The sequence below is a fragment of the Achromobacter marplatensis genome (assembly GCF_049060505.1).
Classification (GTDB): Bacteria; Pseudomonadota; Gammaproteobacteria; order Burkholderiales; family Burkholderiaceae_B; genus Achromobacter; species Achromobacter marplatensis_A.
The window spans coordinates 189,994-207,527 of record NZ_JBMGRB010000001.1 but is presented as its reverse complement, the minus strand read 5'-3'; the positions used below and the strand labels follow the sequence as shown (position 1 = coordinate 207,527).

At 65.9% G+C, this 17,534-nt stretch carries 16 protein-coding genes; 14 read left to right on the top strand and 2 right to left on the bottom strand.

The features are described 5' to 3' along the window. The first annotated feature begins 3 nt into the window (after positions 1-3). The 13 genes from ACI0FO_RS00905 (at position 4) to ACI0FO_RS00845 (ending at position 14,953) form a co-directional block, all read left to right on the top strand. Positions 4-1,548 (top strand): indolepyruvate oxidoreductase subunit beta family protein, encoded by a 1,545-nt coding sequence (locus tag ACI0FO_RS00905; RefSeq protein ID WP_416023453.1) that lies wholly within the window; start codon positions 4-6, stop codon positions 1,546-1,548. A 25-nt stretch (positions 1,549-1,573) separates the two neighbouring features. Further along, positions 1,574-2,551 (top strand): PDR/VanB family oxidoreductase, encoded by a 978-nt coding sequence (locus tag ACI0FO_RS00900; RefSeq protein WP_416023452.1) that lies wholly within the window; start codon positions 1,574-1,576, stop codon positions 2,549-2,551. Between the two features lie 30 nt (positions 2,552-2,581). Beyond that, on the top strand, positions 2,582-3,901 hold the full coding sequence (locus tag ACI0FO_RS00895; RefSeq protein WP_416023450.1) for an aromatic ring-hydroxylating dioxygenase subunit alpha: 1,320 nt from the start codon (positions 2,582-2,584) through the stop codon (positions 3,899-3,901). After that, the gene (locus ACI0FO_RS00890; protein WP_416023448.1) at positions 3,898-4,389 is read left to right on the top strand and encodes an aromatic-ring-hydroxylating dioxygenase subunit beta; all 492 of its coding nucleotides are present in this window, start codon (positions 3,898-3,900) and stop codon (positions 4,387-4,389) included. Before ACI0FO_RS00895 ends, ACI0FO_RS00890 begins: the two co-directional genes overlap by 4 nt. 9 nt (positions 4,390-4,398) lie before the next feature. After that, entirely contained in the window at positions 4,399-6,033 is a 1,635-nt protein-coding gene (locus ACI0FO_RS00885) for an AMP-binding protein (protein ID WP_416023447.1), read from the top strand. Further along, positions 6,030-7,199 (top strand): thiolase family protein, encoded by a 1,170-nt coding sequence (locus tag ACI0FO_RS00880; protein WP_416023445.1) that lies wholly within the window; start codon positions 6,030-6,032, stop codon positions 7,197-7,199. The genes ACI0FO_RS00885 and ACI0FO_RS00880 overlap by 4 nt, the downstream gene beginning before the upstream one ends. Then, entirely contained in the window at positions 7,196-8,437 is a 1,242-nt protein-coding gene (locus tag ACI0FO_RS00875; RefSeq protein ID WP_416023444.1) for an SDR family NAD(P)-dependent oxidoreductase, read from the top strand. The genes ACI0FO_RS00880 and ACI0FO_RS00875 overlap by 4 nt, the downstream gene beginning before the upstream one ends. A 43-nt stretch (positions 8,438-8,480) precedes the next feature. Next, a complete protein-coding gene (locus tag ACI0FO_RS00870; RefSeq protein WP_416023442.1) occupies positions 8,481-9,266 on the top strand; it encodes a cyclase family protein in 786 nt (261 codons plus the stop codon). 33 nt (positions 9,267-9,299) lie between these two features. After that, a complete protein-coding gene (locus tag ACI0FO_RS00865) occupies positions 9,300-10,028 on the top strand; it encodes an SDR family NAD(P)-dependent oxidoreductase (protein WP_416023440.1) in 729 nt (242 codons plus the stop codon). A 175-nt stretch (positions 10,029-10,203) separates the two neighbouring features. Further along, complete coding sequence (locus ACI0FO_RS00860) at positions 10,204-11,355, top strand: ABC transporter substrate-binding protein (RefSeq protein WP_416023439.1); 1,152 nt, start codon at positions 10,204-10,206, stop codon at positions 11,353-11,355. 18 nt (positions 11,356-11,373) lie between these two features. Then, positions 11,374-12,414 carry a branched-chain amino acid ABC transporter permease gene (locus ACI0FO_RS00855; protein ID WP_416023437.1) on the top strand — a complete coding sequence of 347 codons (1,041 nt, stop codon included), beginning with the start codon at positions 11,374-11,376 and terminating at the stop codon, positions 12,412-12,414. Then, the gene (locus ACI0FO_RS00850) at positions 12,411-14,204 is read left to right on the top strand and encodes an ABC transporter permease subunit (protein WP_416023435.1); all 1,794 of its coding nucleotides are present in this window, start codon (positions 12,411-12,413) and stop codon (positions 14,202-14,204) included. Before ACI0FO_RS00855 ends, ACI0FO_RS00850 begins: the two co-directional genes overlap by 4 nt. Next, positions 14,204-14,953, top strand: coding sequence for an ABC transporter ATP-binding protein (locus ACI0FO_RS00845; protein WP_416023433.1), 750 nt, complete (start codon positions 14,204-14,206; stop codon positions 14,951-14,953). Before ACI0FO_RS00850 ends, ACI0FO_RS00845 begins: the two co-directional genes overlap by 1 nt. Before the next feature lie 2 nt (positions 14,954-14,955). On the opposite strand, the gene ACI0FO_RS00840 is transcribed toward ACI0FO_RS00845, so the two are convergent. Then, a complete protein-coding gene (locus ACI0FO_RS00840; protein WP_416023432.1) occupies positions 14,956-15,891 on the bottom strand; it encodes a glycosyltransferase family 2 protein in 936 nt (311 codons plus the stop codon). A gap of 224 nt (positions 15,892-16,115) precedes the next feature. On the opposite strand from ACI0FO_RS00840, the gene ACI0FO_RS00835 reads away from it, so the two are divergent. Continuing rightward, a complete protein-coding gene (locus tag ACI0FO_RS00835) occupies positions 16,116-17,081 on the top strand; it encodes a LysR family transcriptional regulator (RefSeq protein WP_416023430.1) in 966 nt (321 codons plus the stop codon). 164 nt (positions 17,082-17,245) lie between these two features. On the opposite strand, the gene ACI0FO_RS00830 is transcribed toward ACI0FO_RS00835, so the two are convergent. After that, positions 17,246-17,374, bottom strand: coding sequence for a hypothetical protein (locus ACI0FO_RS00830; RefSeq protein WP_006226408.1), 129 nt, complete (start codon positions 17,372-17,374; stop codon positions 17,246-17,248). Positions 17,375-17,534 lie beyond the last annotated feature (160 nt).

The following is a 17,534-nucleotide window of genomic DNA, read 5'->3' as shown; positions in this document are numbered from 1 at the left end:
TTCATGAACCCGCCGGCAATGCAGCAAGGCAACCCCATCAAGATCGCCATCCTGGCCATGGGCGGCCAGGGCGGCGGCGTATTGGCCGACTGGATCGTCGACATGGCCGAGCACGCCGGCTGGTGGGCGCAAACAACGTCGGTGCCAGGCGTGGCCCAGCGCACCGGCGCCACGATCTACTACCTGGAATTGCTGCCCGAGGCGGACGTGGCGCGGGCCGGACGCCCGCCCGCCCTGGCCTTGATGCCCACCCCCGGCGACGTGGACCTGGTCGTGGCCGCCGAACTGATGGAAGGCGGCCGCGCCATCCAGCGTGGCCTGGTTACGCCCGAACGCACGGTGCTGCTGTCTTCGTCGCACCGCAGTTACGCCGTCAGCGAGAAATCCGCGCCTGGCAACGGCATCGCCGACCCCAACAAAGTGCTGGAAGCCGGCCGCGCCGCCGCCAAGCGCTTCCTGTGCTTCGACCTGCAAGACCTGGCCGACCGCGCCGGCAGCGTCATCAGCGCCAGCCTGTTCGGCGCGGTGGCCGGCAGCGGCGCCCTGCCCTTCACGCGCGACGACTACGAGGCCACCGTGCGCCGCGCGGGCCTGGGCGTGGAGGCCAGCCTGCGCGCCTTCGCGCTGGGCTTCGACGCGGCCCATGCCGCACCCGTCCAACCCGCCGCCATCGATTTGGCCCGCCCAGTCCCTGCGGTACCCGAGCGCGCCGCCAGTCCCAAGGCCCAGGCGCTGCTGGACACCATCAAGCGCGACTTTCCCGCCTGTGCGCAGCCGATGCTGACGGCCGGCGTGCGCCGCCAGCTGGAATTCCAGGACGCCGCCTACGCCGCCGACTACCTGCGCCGCATGAAAGCGCTGCGTGACCTGGACGCCCAGCACGGCGGCGACGCCCACGGCTGGGCGCTGACCTGTGCCGCTGCGCGTTACGTGGCCACGGCCATGGCCTACGACGACGTGATCCGCGTGGCCGACCTGAAAACGCGCGGCACCCGCTTCGAACGTGTCCGCCGTGAAGTGGGCGCGCGCCCCGAACAGCTGGTCATGACGACCGATTACATGCACCCGCGGCTGGAAGAAATCTGCGGCACCCTGCCCACGCGGCTAGGCCGCTGGCTGGAAGGCTCCAAGGCGTTCGGCGGCTTCATCGAACGCCGCCTGGGCAAGGGGCGGTTGATGCAAAGCAGCACGCTTGGCGGTTTCCTGATGCTGTATTCGTTGGCCGGCATGCGCCGTTTCCGGCGCAGCACGCTGCGCCATCAGATTGAATCCGCCGGCCTGGAGCAATGGTTGGACCTGATTGCGCGCCTGACACCGCAGGATTACGCGCTGGCCGTCGAAACCGTCAACTGCCGCCGTCTGGTCAAGGGCTATAGCGACACGCACGTGCGCGGCGGCGGCAAGTATCGCCAACTGATCGCCGCGGCCGAACAACTGGTGGGCCGCCCCGATGCCGCCGACACCCTGCGCGCCCTGCGCGACACCGCGCTGGCCGACGAGAAATGCGGCCCCATGGAACGCCAGCTGGCCGAAAAGCTGGCCGCCTGACAAGCACACAGAAAGAGACAACGCCGTGCAGACACTCAAACTGATCGTCCGGGAAGTCCGGCAAGAGTCGCCACTGATCCGATCCTTCCGCCTGGCGCGCGAGGATGCCGGCCCGCTACCCGCCTTCGGCCCCGGCGCACACCTGAAAGTCACGGTGCCCGGGCTGCGCGATCCGCGCTGCTATTCGTTGGTGCAGTTGGCTCCTGATGCCGGGCAATTCGCCCAGCCAACGGAATATCGTTTGGGCGTGCGACTTGAGGAATCGAGCCAGGGCGGATCGCGCCACATGCACGCGCTGGCCGAAGGCGACATGCTAACCGTCGAAGGCCCGAAGAACGACTTCCCGCTGCATGAATCGCCAGCGGGCGACGAACCCGTGGTGCTGATCGCGGGCGGCATCGGCATCACGCCGGTGGCCTCCATGGCCGCCGCGTTGAAAGCCGCCGGCCGCGCCTTCCACCTGCACTACTGTGGCCGCAGCAAGGATCAACTGGCCTTCCTGGGCGAACTTGAAGCGCTGGCGGGCGGCAACCTGACCATGCACGCGGATGACGACCCGTCCTGCCGCTTCGACCTGCAAGCGCTGCTGGCCGCCTCCAACCCACGCCAGCACGTGTACGTGTGCGGCCCGAAGGGCCTGATCGATGCCGTCATCGCAGGCGCCAAGGCCCGCCATTGGCCGGATGCCCACATCCACTTCGAACTCTTCGTCACCGCCGCCGCGCAAGCCGGCGACCAACCCTTCGAAGTCGAACTGCGCCAGTCCGGCCGCACGCTGACCATTCCCGCCGACAAGACCATCGTCGACGTCATGGAAGAAGAAGGCTGCGACCCGATGTACGACTGCAAGCGCGGCGAGTGCGGCGTGTGCCAGGCGACCGTGCTGGAAGGCGAGCCCGACCATCGCGACTACTACCTCTCGGACACCGAGAAGGCCAGCGGCAAGATTATCCAGATCTGCATCTCGCGCGCGAAATCCGCCCGCCTGGTGCTGGACCTGTAACGCCGCGGCCCCGAAGACAAGGAAGCGATCATGGCTAAATACCGCGACAATCCCGACGCCATCCGCGCCCTGGTGCGCGACACGGAAGTGCACAAGGACCTGTTCATCGACCAGGAACTGTTCGACCTGGAAATGGAACGCCTGTACGCCAACACCTGGGTCTACGTCGGCCACGACAGCCAGGTGCCGAACAATGGCGACTACATCACCACCACCGTCGGCAACCAGCCCGTGGTGATGGTGCGCCACAGCGACAAGACCGTGCGCGTACTGCACAACCGCTGCCCGCACAAGGGCACGATGGTGGCCGGCGACGCCTGCGGCAACACCGGCAAGTTCTTTCGCTGTCCCTATCACGCCTGGACGTTCAAGACCGACGGCAGCCTGCTGTCGATTCCGCTGAAGAAAGGCTACGAGAACACCGGCCTGGAAAACTGCGAAGCCAGCCAGGGCATGGCCGCCGTCAAGGACGTAAAGAACCATCGCGGCTTTGTCTTCTGCCGCCTGAATCCGGAAGGCCAGTCGTTCGAGGATTTCTTCGGCGAATCGCTGTCCACGCTGGACAACATGGTCGACCGTGCACCCGAGGGCCGGCTGGAAGTGGCCGGCGGCGTGCTGCGCTACATGCACCGCTGCAACTGGAAGATGCTGGTTGATAACCAGACCGACACCTGCCACCCGATGGTCGCGCACGAATCGTCGGCCGGCACGGCCGTGAAAGTCTGGGAGCAGGCGCCCGAAGGCACGCCCAAGCCGATGGCGGTGGAACTGTTCGCGCCCTTCATTTCGCCCTACGAGTTCTTCGAGAACATGGGCATCCGCGTCTGGGAAAACGGCCATGGCCATACCGGCGTGTCGGACTCGATCCACGCGTCGTACTCCGGCGTGCCGGGCTACTGGGAATCCATGGTTGCCGCCTACGGCGAGGAACGCGCCAAGCAGATCCTGGGCGACGTGCGCCACAACACCGTGTACTTCCCCAACATCATGGTGAAGGGCCCGATCCAGACACTGCGCATCTTCAAGCCTATCGCAGCGGACCGCACGCTGGTGGAATCGTGGACGTTCCGCCTGGTCGGCGCGCCCGACCTGCTGCTGGAGCGCACGCTGATGTACAACCGGCTGATCAACGCACCCACGTCCGTCGTCGGCCACGACGACCTGGAAATGTACGAACGCGCGCAAGACGGCCTGAATTCCCGCGCCCGCGATTGGGTCAACGTGGGTCGGCTGTATACGCCCGACGAAGTTACCCAGAAGAACGTCACCACCAACGGCACCAACGAATGGCAGATGCGCAACCAATACCGCGCATGGGGCCGCTACATGACCGGATCGGAGTCGGTATGAGCGCAAGCGACCGCGAGTTGATCGATTTTGTCTACGCCGAAGCGCGCCTGCTGGACGAGCTGCGCTTTGAAGATTGGCTGAACCTGTACACCGAAGACGGCTATTACTGGATGCCGCTGGCGCATGGCCAGACGGACCCGAAGCTGCACGCGTCCCTGATGTACGAAGACAAGCTGCTGCTGCGCGTGCGCGTGGAACGGCTGGCGGGGCAGCGCACGTTTTCGCAGCAGCCCAAAAGCCGCTGCCATCACCTGCTGCAAGCACCCACCGTCGAGCACGGCCACCCCGATGCCGCGCCCGAACAAGGCCGCCATGTGGTGCGCACCGCCTTTCACTATGTTGAAACGCGCCAGGACACGCAGACGCTCTTCGCCGGCTGGGCCACGCATCATCTGGTGGAACAGGACGGCGCACTGCGCATCCGTTTGAAGCGCGTTGACCTCGTCAACTGCGACGCCGCCTTCGGCAACATCCAATTGTTCATGTAGGAGCGGCTTGTGAGCACCACCGTCTACCAGGCATTTTGCGACACCGCGTCGCGCTACGGCGCCCAGCCCTTCCTGTGCATCCTGCCGGAAACGGCCAGCGCCTATGGCATAGACGCCGGCGACCTGTCATATGGCCGCGCGGCCGATGCCATTGAAACCCTGCGCGCCGCCTATGCCGCAGCCGGCTACGGCCATGGCCACCGCGTGGGACTGCTGTTGGAGAACCGCCCCGCCTTCTTCCAGCATTGGTTTGCGTTGAACGCGTTGGGCGTGTCGGTCGTCCCGATCAACCCGGACCTGCGCGCCGCTGAACTGGAATACCTGACCGGCCATTCCGAGATCGCTTTGGTCGTCGCGCTGCCCGACCGCCACGCCGACCTGCTGGCCGCCGCCGACCGCGCGGGCCGGCCCTTGCGCGTGATGGGTTCCGACGATACACCGCCGCCCGCGCCCTTCGCCGCGCCGCTGGGCGACGCCGCGCCGAACGAGCTGACCGAATGCGCGCTGCTGTATACGTCAGGCACCACCGGGCGGCCCAAAGGGTGCATCCTGCCAAACCGCTATTTCCTGCACGCGGGCGGCTGGTATGCGCGCATCGGCGGGCTGGCCGCGCTACGCCCCGGCCAGGAACGCATGCTGACCCCGCTGCCGCTGGTCCACATGAACGCGATGGCGTATTCGGCCATGGCCATGGTGCTGACGGGCGGCTGCCTGATCCCGCTTGACCGCTTCCATCCCAAGACGTGGTGGGATAGCGTGCGCGCCTCCGGCGCCACGGTGCTGCATTACCTGGGCGTGATGCCCGCCATCCTGATGAAGGCGACGCCGTCCGACGACGACTTGCAGCCCACCGTCCGCTTCGGCTTCGGCGCGGGGGTGGACCGCAAGCTGCACGCCCCGTTTGAAGCGCGTTTCGGCTTCCCGTTGCTGGAAGCCTGGGCCATGACCGAAACCGGCGCCGGCGCCGTCATCATCGCCAATAAGGAACCGCGCCACATCGGCACCAGCAGCTTTGGCCGCGAGGAAGACGACGTGCAGGTGCGCATCGTGACCGACGCCGGCCAGCCGGCCGCCGTGGGCGAACATGGTGAGTTGCTGGTGCGGCACGCCGGCGATGACCCGCGCTACGGCTTTTTCGCCGGCTACCTGAAAGACGAAGCCGCCACCAACGAGGCCTGGCAGGACGGCTGGTTCCATACCGGCGACATCGTGCGCCGCGAAGCCGATGGCGCGCTGCGCTTCGTGGACCGCAAGAAGAACGTAATCCGCCGCAGCGGCGAGAACATCTCGGCCGTGGAAGTGGAAAGCGTGCTGATGCAGCATCCACTGGTCAAGGCGGTGGCCGTGGCCGCCGTGCCCGACCCGGTCCGTGGCGACGAAGTGCTGGCCTGCGTCGTGGCCGACACCCTGCCGGCCGATGACGCCGCCATGGCCGATGCCGCGCGCGATATCGTGCAGTGGTGCCTGCAACAGCTGGCCTATTACAAGGCGCCCGGCTATGTGGCCTTTGTGGACAGCCTGCCGCTGACCACCACCAACAAAATCCAGCGTGGCGAGATGAAGTCGCTGGCGCCCACCTTGCCCGGCACCGCGCGCTGCGTCGACACCACAAGCCTGAAGAAGCGCCAGGAGCCCGCCCGATGAGCCGCCTGGGCTATGACGGCATTGTGGCGGCCCTGCCCGTCACTATTCCGTATGAACGCTATTCCACCCACGCCGCCCACTGGTGGCTAGGCCGCGCGCTGGGCGCGCTGATCCGGCAGGCGGGCGTGGCCAAGCAAGATGTCGACGGCCTGTGCGTGTCCAGCTTCACGCTGGCGCCCGACACGGCCGTGGGTCTCGTCCAGCATCTGGGCATGAGCCCGCGCTGGCTGGACCACATCCCGATGGGCGGCGCCAGCGGCGTCGCGGCCCTGCGTCGCGCGGCCCGCGCCGTGCAGGCCGGAGACGCGAACATCGTGGCGTGCATCGCGGGCGACACCAACCATGTGGACTCGTTTCGCAACACGGTCAGCCAGTTCTCGCGCTTTGCGCAGGACGCCGTGTATCCCTACGGGGCGGGCGGCCCCAACGCCAGCTTTGCGTTGCTGACCGCGAACTATATGCGCGCCACGGGCGCCACCCGCGAAGACTTCGGCAAGCTGTGCGTGGCCCAGCGCGACAACGCGCTGCGCTATCCCCACGCGCTGATGAAAAAACCGCTGAGCTTGCAGCAATACCTGGACGCGCGCGTCATCACCGACCCGATCCACCTGTTCGACTGCGTGATGCCCTGCGCGGGCGCGGACGCCTTCCTGGTCATGCGTGAAGACCAGGCCCGCGCCTTGAACCTGCCCTTTGCCCGCATCCTGTCCACCATCGAACGGCACAACGCCTGGATCGACGACCCGATCCAGACTCGCGGCGGCTGGACCATGGACGTGGACGAACTCTATGGCCAGGCCGGCGCAGCGCCCGCCGACATGGACTTCCTGCAAGCCTATGACGACTACCCCGTCATCAATCTGATGCAGATCGAAGACCTGGGTTTCTGCGAAAAAGGCGCCGCACCAGAATTCGTGCGCGCCAACACCTTCACCGTGGACGGCAGCTTTCCCTTCAACACCAATGGCGGCCAGCTGTCGGTGGGCCAGGCGGGCGCGGCCGGCGGCTACCTGGGCCTGATCGAAGCCTTGCGCCAACTGACCGGCATGGCGAGCGGCACGCAAGTGGCAAACGCCCGTATCGGTCTCGTTAGCGGTTTCGGCATGATCAATTACGACCGCGGGCTTTGCACCGCCGCGGCCATCCTGGCAAGGAGCGACGCATGACCGAGCCGCTAGCCAAGCCGCCCCGGAAGAACCCGGTTGCGCGCACCCGCCAGCCCACGCTGCCGCCCGGCTGGCGCAGCCGCAGCGCGCTGGGCCTGACGGCCGCTGCTGCCGAGGGCCGCTTCGACCTGCAAACCTGCGCCGACTGCGGCGCGGTGCAGTATCCGCCCCGCGAGGTCTGCGGCCATTGCCTGTCCGAACACCTGCCGTGGCGCCCGGCCGATCCCAACGGCGTGCTGCTGGTCAGCACTGTCCTGCACCATAGCAACGACCTGTACTTCCGCGAACGCCTGCCGTGGCGCGTGGGCACGGTGCGCATGGATGCCGGCCCGTCCGTCGTGGCGCATGTGCACCAGGACTGCGCCGACGGCGCGCGCGTGCGGCTGACGCTGAAACTGGACCGCGGCGGCCAGGCCGTGATGATCGCCCTGCCAGAAAGGAATACCCCGAACATGGAAGACGACAAGACCCTGCGCGAGACCTCGTGCGATCCCAAGTTCCGCCGCGCGCTGGTCACGGACGGCAAGTCCGCCGTTGGCCTGGCGGTGGCGCGCGCCCTGCTGGATGCCGACTGCCCCACCGTGTTCCTGGGCGATCCGCAGGCCTGGAAACGAGACGACGCCTTCGACGCCCTGGCCGCCGACCCGCGTGTGCAGACCGTCACGCTGGATGTCACCGACACCGATTCCGTCGAACGCGTGGCCGCCTCGATCGGCGGCAAGGTCGAGATCCTGGTGAACACGGCCGATCTGGAACGCGAAGGCGGGCTGCTTGGCCGCAAGGACGTCAACACGGCGCGCGATGCCATGGACGTGAACGTGCTGGGCCTGATGCGGCTGGCGCAGTGCTTCGGACCGGCGCTGTGCGGCCGCGCCGCCGACGGCGTGAACAGCGCGACGGCCTGGGTCAACGTGTTGTCCATCTACGCGCACATGAATCTGCCGTCCCGCGGCATGTGGTCGGCGTCGAAGGCCGCCGCCCTGTCGCTGGCCCAATGCCTGCGCGCCGAAATGCGCGGCGCGGGGGTACGGGTGATCAACGTGTTCCCGGGACCGGTGGACCACGAATGGGAACAACGCACGCCCCCGCCGCGCGTGGCGCCCGCCGCAATCGCCGCCGCCATCGTGCGCGCGCTGAAGGACGGCATCGAAGACGTGTACGTCGGCGACGTCGCGCAGGAATTCCGCGCCCGGCTGGCCGAGAACCCCAAGGGACTGGAACGGGAACTGGGCGCCTGACGGCCCGGCTTCCGGTAACGCACGAACCAAGAGGAGCAGCAGCATGAGCCAGAACATTCTTGCCCAATTCATGTCGGAACTGGTGTCGGGCCGCATCGGCCTGGTGGACCTGACCGAAACCCTGACGCCGGAATTCCCCACCATCGTGCTGCCGCCGGAGTTCGGCCAGGCGTGGCCCTTCCGCATGGAGGAGATCTCGCGCTACGACGAGCGGGGTCCGGCCTGGTACTGGAACAACTTCTCGTGTTCGGAGCATACGGGCACGCACTTCGACGCCCCCGCTCATTGGGTCACGGGCAAGGACCAGCCCGACAACACGGTGGACACGATCCCGATCGAGTCCTTCATTGCTAGCGCCTGCGTCATCGACTGTTCCGCCGAAGCTCGCGACAACCCGGACTTCCTGCTGACCATCGACTTCGTGAAGGCCTGGGAAGCACAGCACGGCCGCATCCCGGCACGTTCCTGGGTGCTGATGCGGACCGACTGGTCCAAGCGCGCCAAGCCCGCCGACTACCTGAACATGCAGGCCGACGGCGCACACTCGCCCGGCCCCGACGCGGACGTGGTGCCCTGGCTGATCAAGGAACGCGACGTGCACGGTTTCGGCACCGAATCCGTCGGCACCGATGCGGGCCAGGCCCATCACCTGAACCCGCCCTACCCCTGCCACTACTACATGCACGGCAACAACCGCTACGGCTTGCAGTGCCTGACCAACCTGGATCAGCTGCCGCCCACCGGCGCGGTGATTTTCTCGGCGCCGCTCAAGATCCGCAGCGGCTCGGGCAGCCCCCTGCGCGTGCTGGCGCTGGCGCCCAAGGCCTGAACCCGCGCGACCATCACCTAACAAAGGGAATCCATGACACAAGCGAATGTAGCCCTGGTCACCGGCGGCAGCGCCGGCATCGGCGCGGAAATCTGCCGCAGCATGCTGGACGCGGGCTATGAAGTGATTTCGATGGCACGCCGCGCGGCCGACTTCACCCACCCCCGCCTGCACAACATGCAGGTGGACCTGCTAGACGCGGAAGCCACGGCGCAGGCCGGCCGTGAAGCCGCCGCGAAATTCCCCATCACCCACGTTATCCACAACGCGGGCGTCATCTGGCCCAACCTGCTGCCACAGGTCACGCAAGAAGAACTGCATGGCCTGACGCAGATCCACCTGGGCGCGGCGATCAGCCTGGTGCAGGCAGCGCTGCCCGGCATGCAGGAACGCCAGTTTGGCCGCATCGTGATGATGTCGTCGCGCGGCGCGTTGGGCCTGCCCACCCGCACCGCGTATTCAGCCACCAAGGCCGGCATGGTCGGCATGGCGCGCACGTGGTCGCTGGAACTGGCGCCCTACGGCATCACGGTCAACGTGGTGGCGCCGGGCCCTATCCAGACGGATATGTTCTACGAGGTGATTGAACCCGGCAGCGAACGCGAAAAGCAGTTGGCCAACGGCATCCCGGTCAAGCGCCTGGGCCGCTCGGATGACGTGGCGCGGGCCGTGATGTTCTTCGCCGACCCCGCCAATAGCTTTGTCACCGGGCAGACGCTATTCGTCTGCGGCGGCGCCAGCGTCAGTTCCATCACTATCTAGCGGGCGTTCCGCGATGCAAGCTTCGGGTTTTGACGGATAGGTAAGCACGAAGAGCCCGTCTACAGTGCTCATCCTTGCAGGTTAGAAATTTTAAGCAACAAGTAATTCCGGCAGTTCCTGTTTTCTCCGCTTTTCAGCTGCACCCCCACTCTGCTCCCTATCCGGAGGTTTTGCCATGCTGTCGAAGAAACTCCCCCTGGCCGCGGCCGCCGCCGTCGCCGCCCTGTTCGCCCTGCCCGCGTTGGCGCAAATGAAGGTCGGCGTCGTCACCTCTTCCACCGGTCCGACCGCGCTGGTCGGCATTCCGCAGAAGAACACCGTGCCGCTGTTGCCCAAGAAAATCGGCGGCCTGACGGTGGAATACGTCTCGCTGGACGACGCCAGCGATTCCACCAATTCGGTCACGGCGTTCAAGAAGCTGATTTCGGAACAGAACGTGGACGCGCTGATCGGCCCGTCGGGTTCGCCCAACGCCATGGGCGTGATCCAGTTCGCCGCCGAAGCCGGCGTGCCGATGCTGGCGCCGGTGGGCACGGCGGCCGTGGTGCTGCCGATGAACGAGCAGAAGAAGTGGGTGTTCAAGACCACGCAAAACGACGACATCATCGCCCGCGCGCTGGTCGACCACATGGCCAAGACCGGCATCAAGACGGTGGGCTTCATCGGCCTGAACGATCCGTATGGCGAGAATTGGTACAAGGTCTTCTCCGGCCTGGCCACCGAGAAGGGCATCAAGATCACCGCCAACGAACGCTATCTGCGCTTTGACAGCTCGGTCACGGGCCAGGCGCTGAAAATCCTGGCCGCCAAGCCGGACGCCGTGCTGGTGGCCGCCCCGGGCGCCGCCAGCGTGCTGCCGCAGACGACGCTGTTCGATCAGGGCTACAAGGGCAAGTTCTATCAAACCCACGGCGCAGCGCTGCCCGACTTCCTGAAACTGGGCGGCAAGAAGGTCGAAGGCACGGTGCTGGCCGCCAGCCTGATGCTGGTGCTGCCGGAAATGCCCGACAGCAACCCGTCCAAGAAAGTCGCCACCGACTACATCGCGGCCTACGAAAAGCTCAACGGTTCCAAGCCCGCCACCTTCGGCGCCAACGTCTACGACGCCGGCCTGCTGCTGGAAAAGGCCGTGCCGATCGCGGAGAAGGCCGGCAAGCCGGGCACCAAGGAGTTCCGCAGCGCCTTGCGCGACGCACTGGAACAGACCAAGGAGCTGGTGGGCACGCAGGGCGTCTACAACATGAGCGCCGCGGACCATAGCGGCTTCGATGAACGCGGCCGCGAACTCATCACCGTGAAAGACGGCAACTGGACGCTCGTCAAGTAACGGCTTGGACCTTTTCGCATGAATGCTCAGATCGCCTTGATACTCGGGCAGGACGGCATCACCAACGGCGCGATCTATGCGTTGTTGGCGTTGTCGATCCTGCTGGTCTTTACCGTTACCCGCGTGCTGTTCATCCCCCAGGGCGAGTTCGTCGCCTTTGGCGCGCTGACCATGGCGGCCATCCAGGCCGGCAAGCCCGTGCTGCTGGTGTGGCTGCTGCTGGCGTTCGCGTTGGCCGAAGCCGTGGCCGACCTGATGGCGCGGGCCAAGCGCCCGGGTCGGTCGGCCGGGCTTTGGCGCATCGCGGCCAAGGCGATCTACCCGCTGATCCTGGCGGGGCTGTTTTACCAACTCCCCCTGGCGCAGCTGCCAATGGCCGTGCAAGCGTTGTTGACGCTGCTGCTGGTGGTGCCGATGGGGCCGCAGCTGTATCGGCTGTTCTATCAGCCGATCGCCTCGGCGTCCACGCTGGTGCTGCTGATCGTGTCCATTGCCGTGCACCTGGCGCTGGTGGGCCTGGGCCTGCTGGCGTTCGGCGCCGAGGGCGCGCGCACCGCGCCGTTTTCCGACGCCAGCCTGGCATTGGGCCCCATCAACATCAACAGCCAGGCACTTTGGGTGGTGGCGGTGTCGGCGGTGCTGATCATCGTGCTGTATCAGTTCTTTGAACGCTCGATGTACGGCAAAGCGCTGCGCGCCGCCGCGTTCAACCGGCTGGGTGCGCGGCTGATGGGCATTTCGCCCATCTTCGCCGGCCGCGCCACGTTCTTTCTTGCCGCGCTGATCGGCACGGTGTCGGGCATTCTCATTGCCCCCATCACCACCATGTACTTCGATTCCGGCTTCATGGTCAGCCTGAAGGGCTTCGTGGGCGCCATCATCGGTGGGTTGGTCAGCTACCCCTTGGCGGCGGCCGGCGCGGTGCTGGTCGGGCTGATCGAAGCCTTCTCGTCGTTCTGGGCCAGCGCGTACAAGGAGATCATCGTGTTCACGCTGATCATCCCCGTGCTGCTCTGGCGCTCGTTGAAAAGCCATCACGTCGAGGAAGAAGACGAATGAACCCCCGCATCATCCTCTTCGTGTTCCTGGCGCTGCTGGCGCTGGGGCCGCTGGCCCTGCCGCCGTTCTATGTCACGCTGCTGAACTACATCGGCCTGTACGCGCTGGTGGCGCTGGGCCTGGTGCTGCTGACCGGCGTGGGCGGTTTGACCAGCTTCGGCCAAGCCGCCTTCGTGGGCGTTGGCGCCTATACCACGGCGCTATTGACCACCCGCGCCGATACGCTGCCGTCGTGGCTGGCCTGGCTGGGCGCGTCGCCCTGGTTGACGCTGCTGGCCGGCTTGTTGCTGACGCTGGTGATCGCCTACCTGCTGGGCGCGATCACGCTGAAATTGTCTGGCCACTTCCTACCGTTGGGCACCATCGCCTGGGGGCTGTCCTTGTACTTCGCCTTCGGTTCCGTCGAGGGCCTGGGCGGCCACACGGGCATTCCGGACATTCCCGCCATCAACCTGTTCGGCTGGTCGCTGAACCAGGGCGGCAGCATCTACTACCTGATCTGGGCGTTCCTGATGGTGGCCGTCTGGTCCACGCAGAACCTGCTGGATTCACGCGAAGGCCGCGCCATCCGCGCGCTCAAGGGCGGCCGCGTGATGGCGGAATCCATGGGCGTGAACACGGCACGGTCGCGCATGGTGATCTTCATCATCGCGGCGTTGCAGGCTTGCGCCTCGGGCTGGTTGTATGCGCATATGCAGCGCTTCGTGAACCCCAACCCGTTCGGCCTGCAGATGGGCATTGAATACCTGTTCATGACCGTCATCGGCGGCGCGGGGCAGGTTTGGGGCGCGCTGGTCGGCGCCGGCGTGTTCACGGTTCTCAAGCAATGGTTGCAAGACTGGATGCCCAAGCTGCTGGGCCAGACGGGCAACTTCGAAGTCATCGTCTTCGGCTTCGGGATGGTGCTGCTGCTGCACCGCGCGCGCAGCGGCCTGTGGCCCGTGCTGACGCGCTGGATCCGGGTGAAGAAACCCGTGCGCCGCCTGGACATGGCCGCGGAACCGCTGCCCCGCAACCCCATGCCGCCGCGCGGCGAGGTCGTGCTGAAGGCCGTGGACGTGACGCGCAAGTTCGGCGGCCTGGTCGCCAACAACGCCATGAACCTGGAAATCCGCGCCGGCGAGATCCTGGCGCTGATCGGCCCAAACGGCGCCGGCAAGAGCACCATGTTCAACCAGATTTCGGGCGTGGACACGCCCACATCGGGGCAGGTCACGTTGCGGGGTCAGCCGGTGGCGGGCGCTGGCGCGCGCAAGATCGCTCACCTGGGTTTGTCGCGCACATTTCAGCATGTGCGCCTGCTGGGCCGCATGAGCGTGCTGGAAAACGTGGCCATCGGCGCGCATTTGCGCGGCCATCGCGGCGTGCTGCCGGCCGCGTGGCGCCTGGACCGGGCCGAGGAAGCGCGGCTGTTGGCCGAAGCCGCGCGGCAGGTCGAACGCGTGGGCCTGGGCAAGCACCTGCATGACGAAGCCGGTTCGCTGGCCTTGGGGCAGCAGCGCATCCTTGAGATTGCGCGAGCCTTGGCTTCGGACCCTTGCATTCTGCTGCTGGACGAACCGGCGGCCGGGCTGCGCTATCAGGAAAAGTGTGAACTGGCCGAATTGCTGAAAAAGCTGCGGTCGGAAGGCATGGCCATTTTGCTGGTCGAACACGACATGGACTTCGTGATGGGATTGGTGGACCGCGTGGTGGTCATGGACTTCGGCGAGAAGATCGCCGAGGGCCTGCCCGCCGAAATCCAGCACAACCCCGCGGTGCTTGAAGCCTATCTGGGCGGAGTGGAATGATGAGCGCGAATCTGCTGGAAGTGCGCGATCTGCGTGTGGCGTATGACAAGGTCGAAGCGGTGTCGGGCATCAGCCTGACAGTGGGCGAAGGCCAGATCGTGACCGTGATCGGCCCCAACGGCGCGGGCAAGACCACCTTGCTGTCGGCCATCATGGGCGTGCTGCCGTCCACCGGCCAGATCGTGTTCGGCGGCAAGGCCCAGGCGCACGCCGAGATCGAGGAAATGGTGGCGGCCGGCATGAACCTGGTGCCTGAAAAGCGCGAACTCTTCGCCGAAATGACGGTGGAGGACAACCTGATGCTGGGCGGGTTTCACCGATTCCGCTGCGGCCAGCGCGACCAGGACAAGACGCTGTCCGAGGTCTACGAGCTGTTTCCGCGCCTGAAGGAACGCCACGCGCAGTTGGCCGGCACGCTATCCGGCGGCGAACGCCAGATGCTGGCGGTGGGCCGGGCGCTGATGGCCAAGCCGCGCCTCTTGATGCTGGACGAGCCCAGCCTGGGGCTGGCGCCGCGCATCGTGCGCGAAGTGTTCAAGATCGTCGCGCGGCTGCGCGAGATGGGCGTGTCCATTCTGCTGATCGAACAGAACGCGCGCGCCGCGCTGCAAGTGGCCGATTACGCCTATGTGCTGGAAACCGGAACGGTCACGCTGGAAGGCCCGGCGGCGGAAGTCGCGGTGGACCCGCGCGTGGTCGAGGTGTATCTGGGGTTGGGCCACGGCGCGCCGGCGGCGGCGCCCGCCTGACTTCAGGCGACGCCGCGCCGGCGGTCGCGGCGGTATAGCGCGTAGCCGACCGGCCACATTGCCGCCACCATGAAGGTCGCGGCCGGGTTCGTCAGCCGGTAGGCCTGCACCGCCGTGGGCACGCCGGAATGCTTCAGGTGCAGGCGGAAGCGCGTGTAGCGCGCGGCCGCCATGATGAATTCGCGCGGCCGAAAGCGGAAGAATTCCAGGTGGTGCTGCAGCATGTCCCAGGCCAGCAGGTACAAGCCCTGCGCATTGTTGGCCACCGACACGGCGCCCTGGCTCAGGCCGCCCGGCGTGTCGTGGTAAGTGCGCACCACTCGGTTGATGAAGCGGCTGAGATAGCCCGCGCGCGCCACCGCCCACCACACCAGGCTTTCCGGCACAAAGCCCGCCACATCTTCGGGAAAGGGGTACTTCCGGAGGATGTCGGTGCGCATACAGCCGAATTTCTCGCCCTTGATGCGATAGCGGAAATACACGTCCACCGCCGTGCTGTCGAATACGTCCTGAGGATAGCGGTCGCCGACGATGCTGCCGTCGGGCCGGGCGCACAGCCCGGTCACGGCCACGTAGGAGTCGCGCCGCGCCGGGGGGATGCTATCCCAGGCGTCCTTGAAGGTGGCCAGCGCGTCTGGCGGCATTTCGTCGTCGCTGTCCAGGCCGACGACCATTTGGCCACGCGCCTCGCGCACGCCGCGATTGAATGCGGTTTTCTTGTGCTGGTTATTCTGCCAGATGTAGCGGATCGGAAAATCGGCGCGCTTCTGCCAATCCAGGATGGAATCGTGGGTGTTGTCGGTGGAACCATCGTCCACCACCACCCATTCGAAGTCCCTGAATGTTTGCCGGGAAAGCGATTCATACACCCGGTGCAGCGTACCCGCCCGGTTGTAAGTGGGCGTCAGAACGGTGAAAAACGTTGGTGTATCGGTCATGCCTGCTATGCCCCTTTGCGATCCCCATGCCACCGCTGCGGTCTTGGTCTAACTGTTTTCGCCTGAAGTGTAGGGGATATGCCCGCGCGAACTGATGGCGGCGCATTCGAATTTGCAATCAAATCTGTCAACCCGCGTATTTTTTGGCGGCTAATCCGGAGCATTATGCGTTGGGCGGCGCTCGGGAGTGGCGTAAACTCGGGCGGCCAAAATCCGGAATGCCTATGGAAGCTTCGACCGTCCAGCTCAATGACATCGCCTTGTTCGTAGAGGTTGCCAAGCGCAAGAGCTTCAGCCTGGCGGCGCGCGCGCTGGACATGCCAACGTCGACGCTGTCGCGCCGAATCAATGAACTGGAGCGCGCGATCGGCCTGCGGCTGATCAACCGGAACACCCGCAGGCTGGATCTGACAGAAGCCGGCGCCGCCTACATGCGCCGCTGCCAGGGCCTGATCGACGAAGCCCGCCTGGCGCACGAGCAACTGCTGTCGCTGTCGGGCGGCCCATCGGGCAACCTGCGGGTATCCATGCCGTACAGCCTGGCGATCTGGCTGCTGCCGGAAACCATCAACGACTTCACCGACCGCTATCCGGAAGTGGAGTGCGAGTTCGACCTGAGCATGATGACGGCGTCCGACGCCCAAGGCACGCCGTTCGACGTGGTGCTGCGCTTTGGCCGCAATACCGACTACCCGCTGGCCCCCGTCGACACGGGCAACGGCAACGGCACGGCCGTCGCGCGCAGCGACGGCGCGGTGGTGCAGGAACTGGTGTCGCTGGACAACTACCTGTATGCCTCCGACCGGTATCTGGAGCGTCATGGCGAACCCAAGACGCCTGCCGACCTGACACAGCATCAATGCCTGCGCACCACGATCGACGACGCGCATTCACACTGGACCCTGCACAACGGCACGGTGACCGAGCGCGTGCCGGTCAGCGGCCATCTGGCGGCCAACAACATGAGCATCGCCGGCACCCTGGCCGGCCTGGACCTGGCCATCACCCGCATGCCGCATTGCCAGGCGCTGGACCCGATCATCAAGCGCAACTCGCTGCGGCGGGTGTTGCCGGGCTGGTCGGTGGACCCCATCTCGATCTACGTGGTGTATCCGTCCAGCATCCAGCCGGCCAAAACCCGGGCGTTCATGGACTTCATCAAACCGAAACTGGGGCCGACCGTAGAGTGAGGGGGCAGGCCACTCCGCCATGCCCCGCCGTGCCCGCGCCGTGCCCCATCATGCCGCGCCCCCGTCATGCCGCGCCCTAATGTCGCGCCCCCATCATGGCGCGCCCAAAGAAAAACCCCCGCACAGCTTGCGCCATGCGGGGATTTTTCAAATCAGGGCGTCGATTAAACGCGCTTGATCTTTTCCAGCATCTTGAAAACACCCTTGGGCGACTTGACGAACAAGCGCTTGAAAGCCTTGCCCAAGCAACGGCGTTCCAGGGTGTTACGACGCACGCGTTTGCGTTCAGCCATGTTGATTCTCCTGTTGAATTTGCGGAAAGTGGCCCGCACAACCGGAAATAGGGCTGGCGGAAAAAATTCGGATAACTTGGCATTTTAGCCTGAAATGCACAGGCTGCGCCAACGGGGGTGGAAAACAGGGCATAAGGCCCGCGCCGTGATCTGCCCCCAT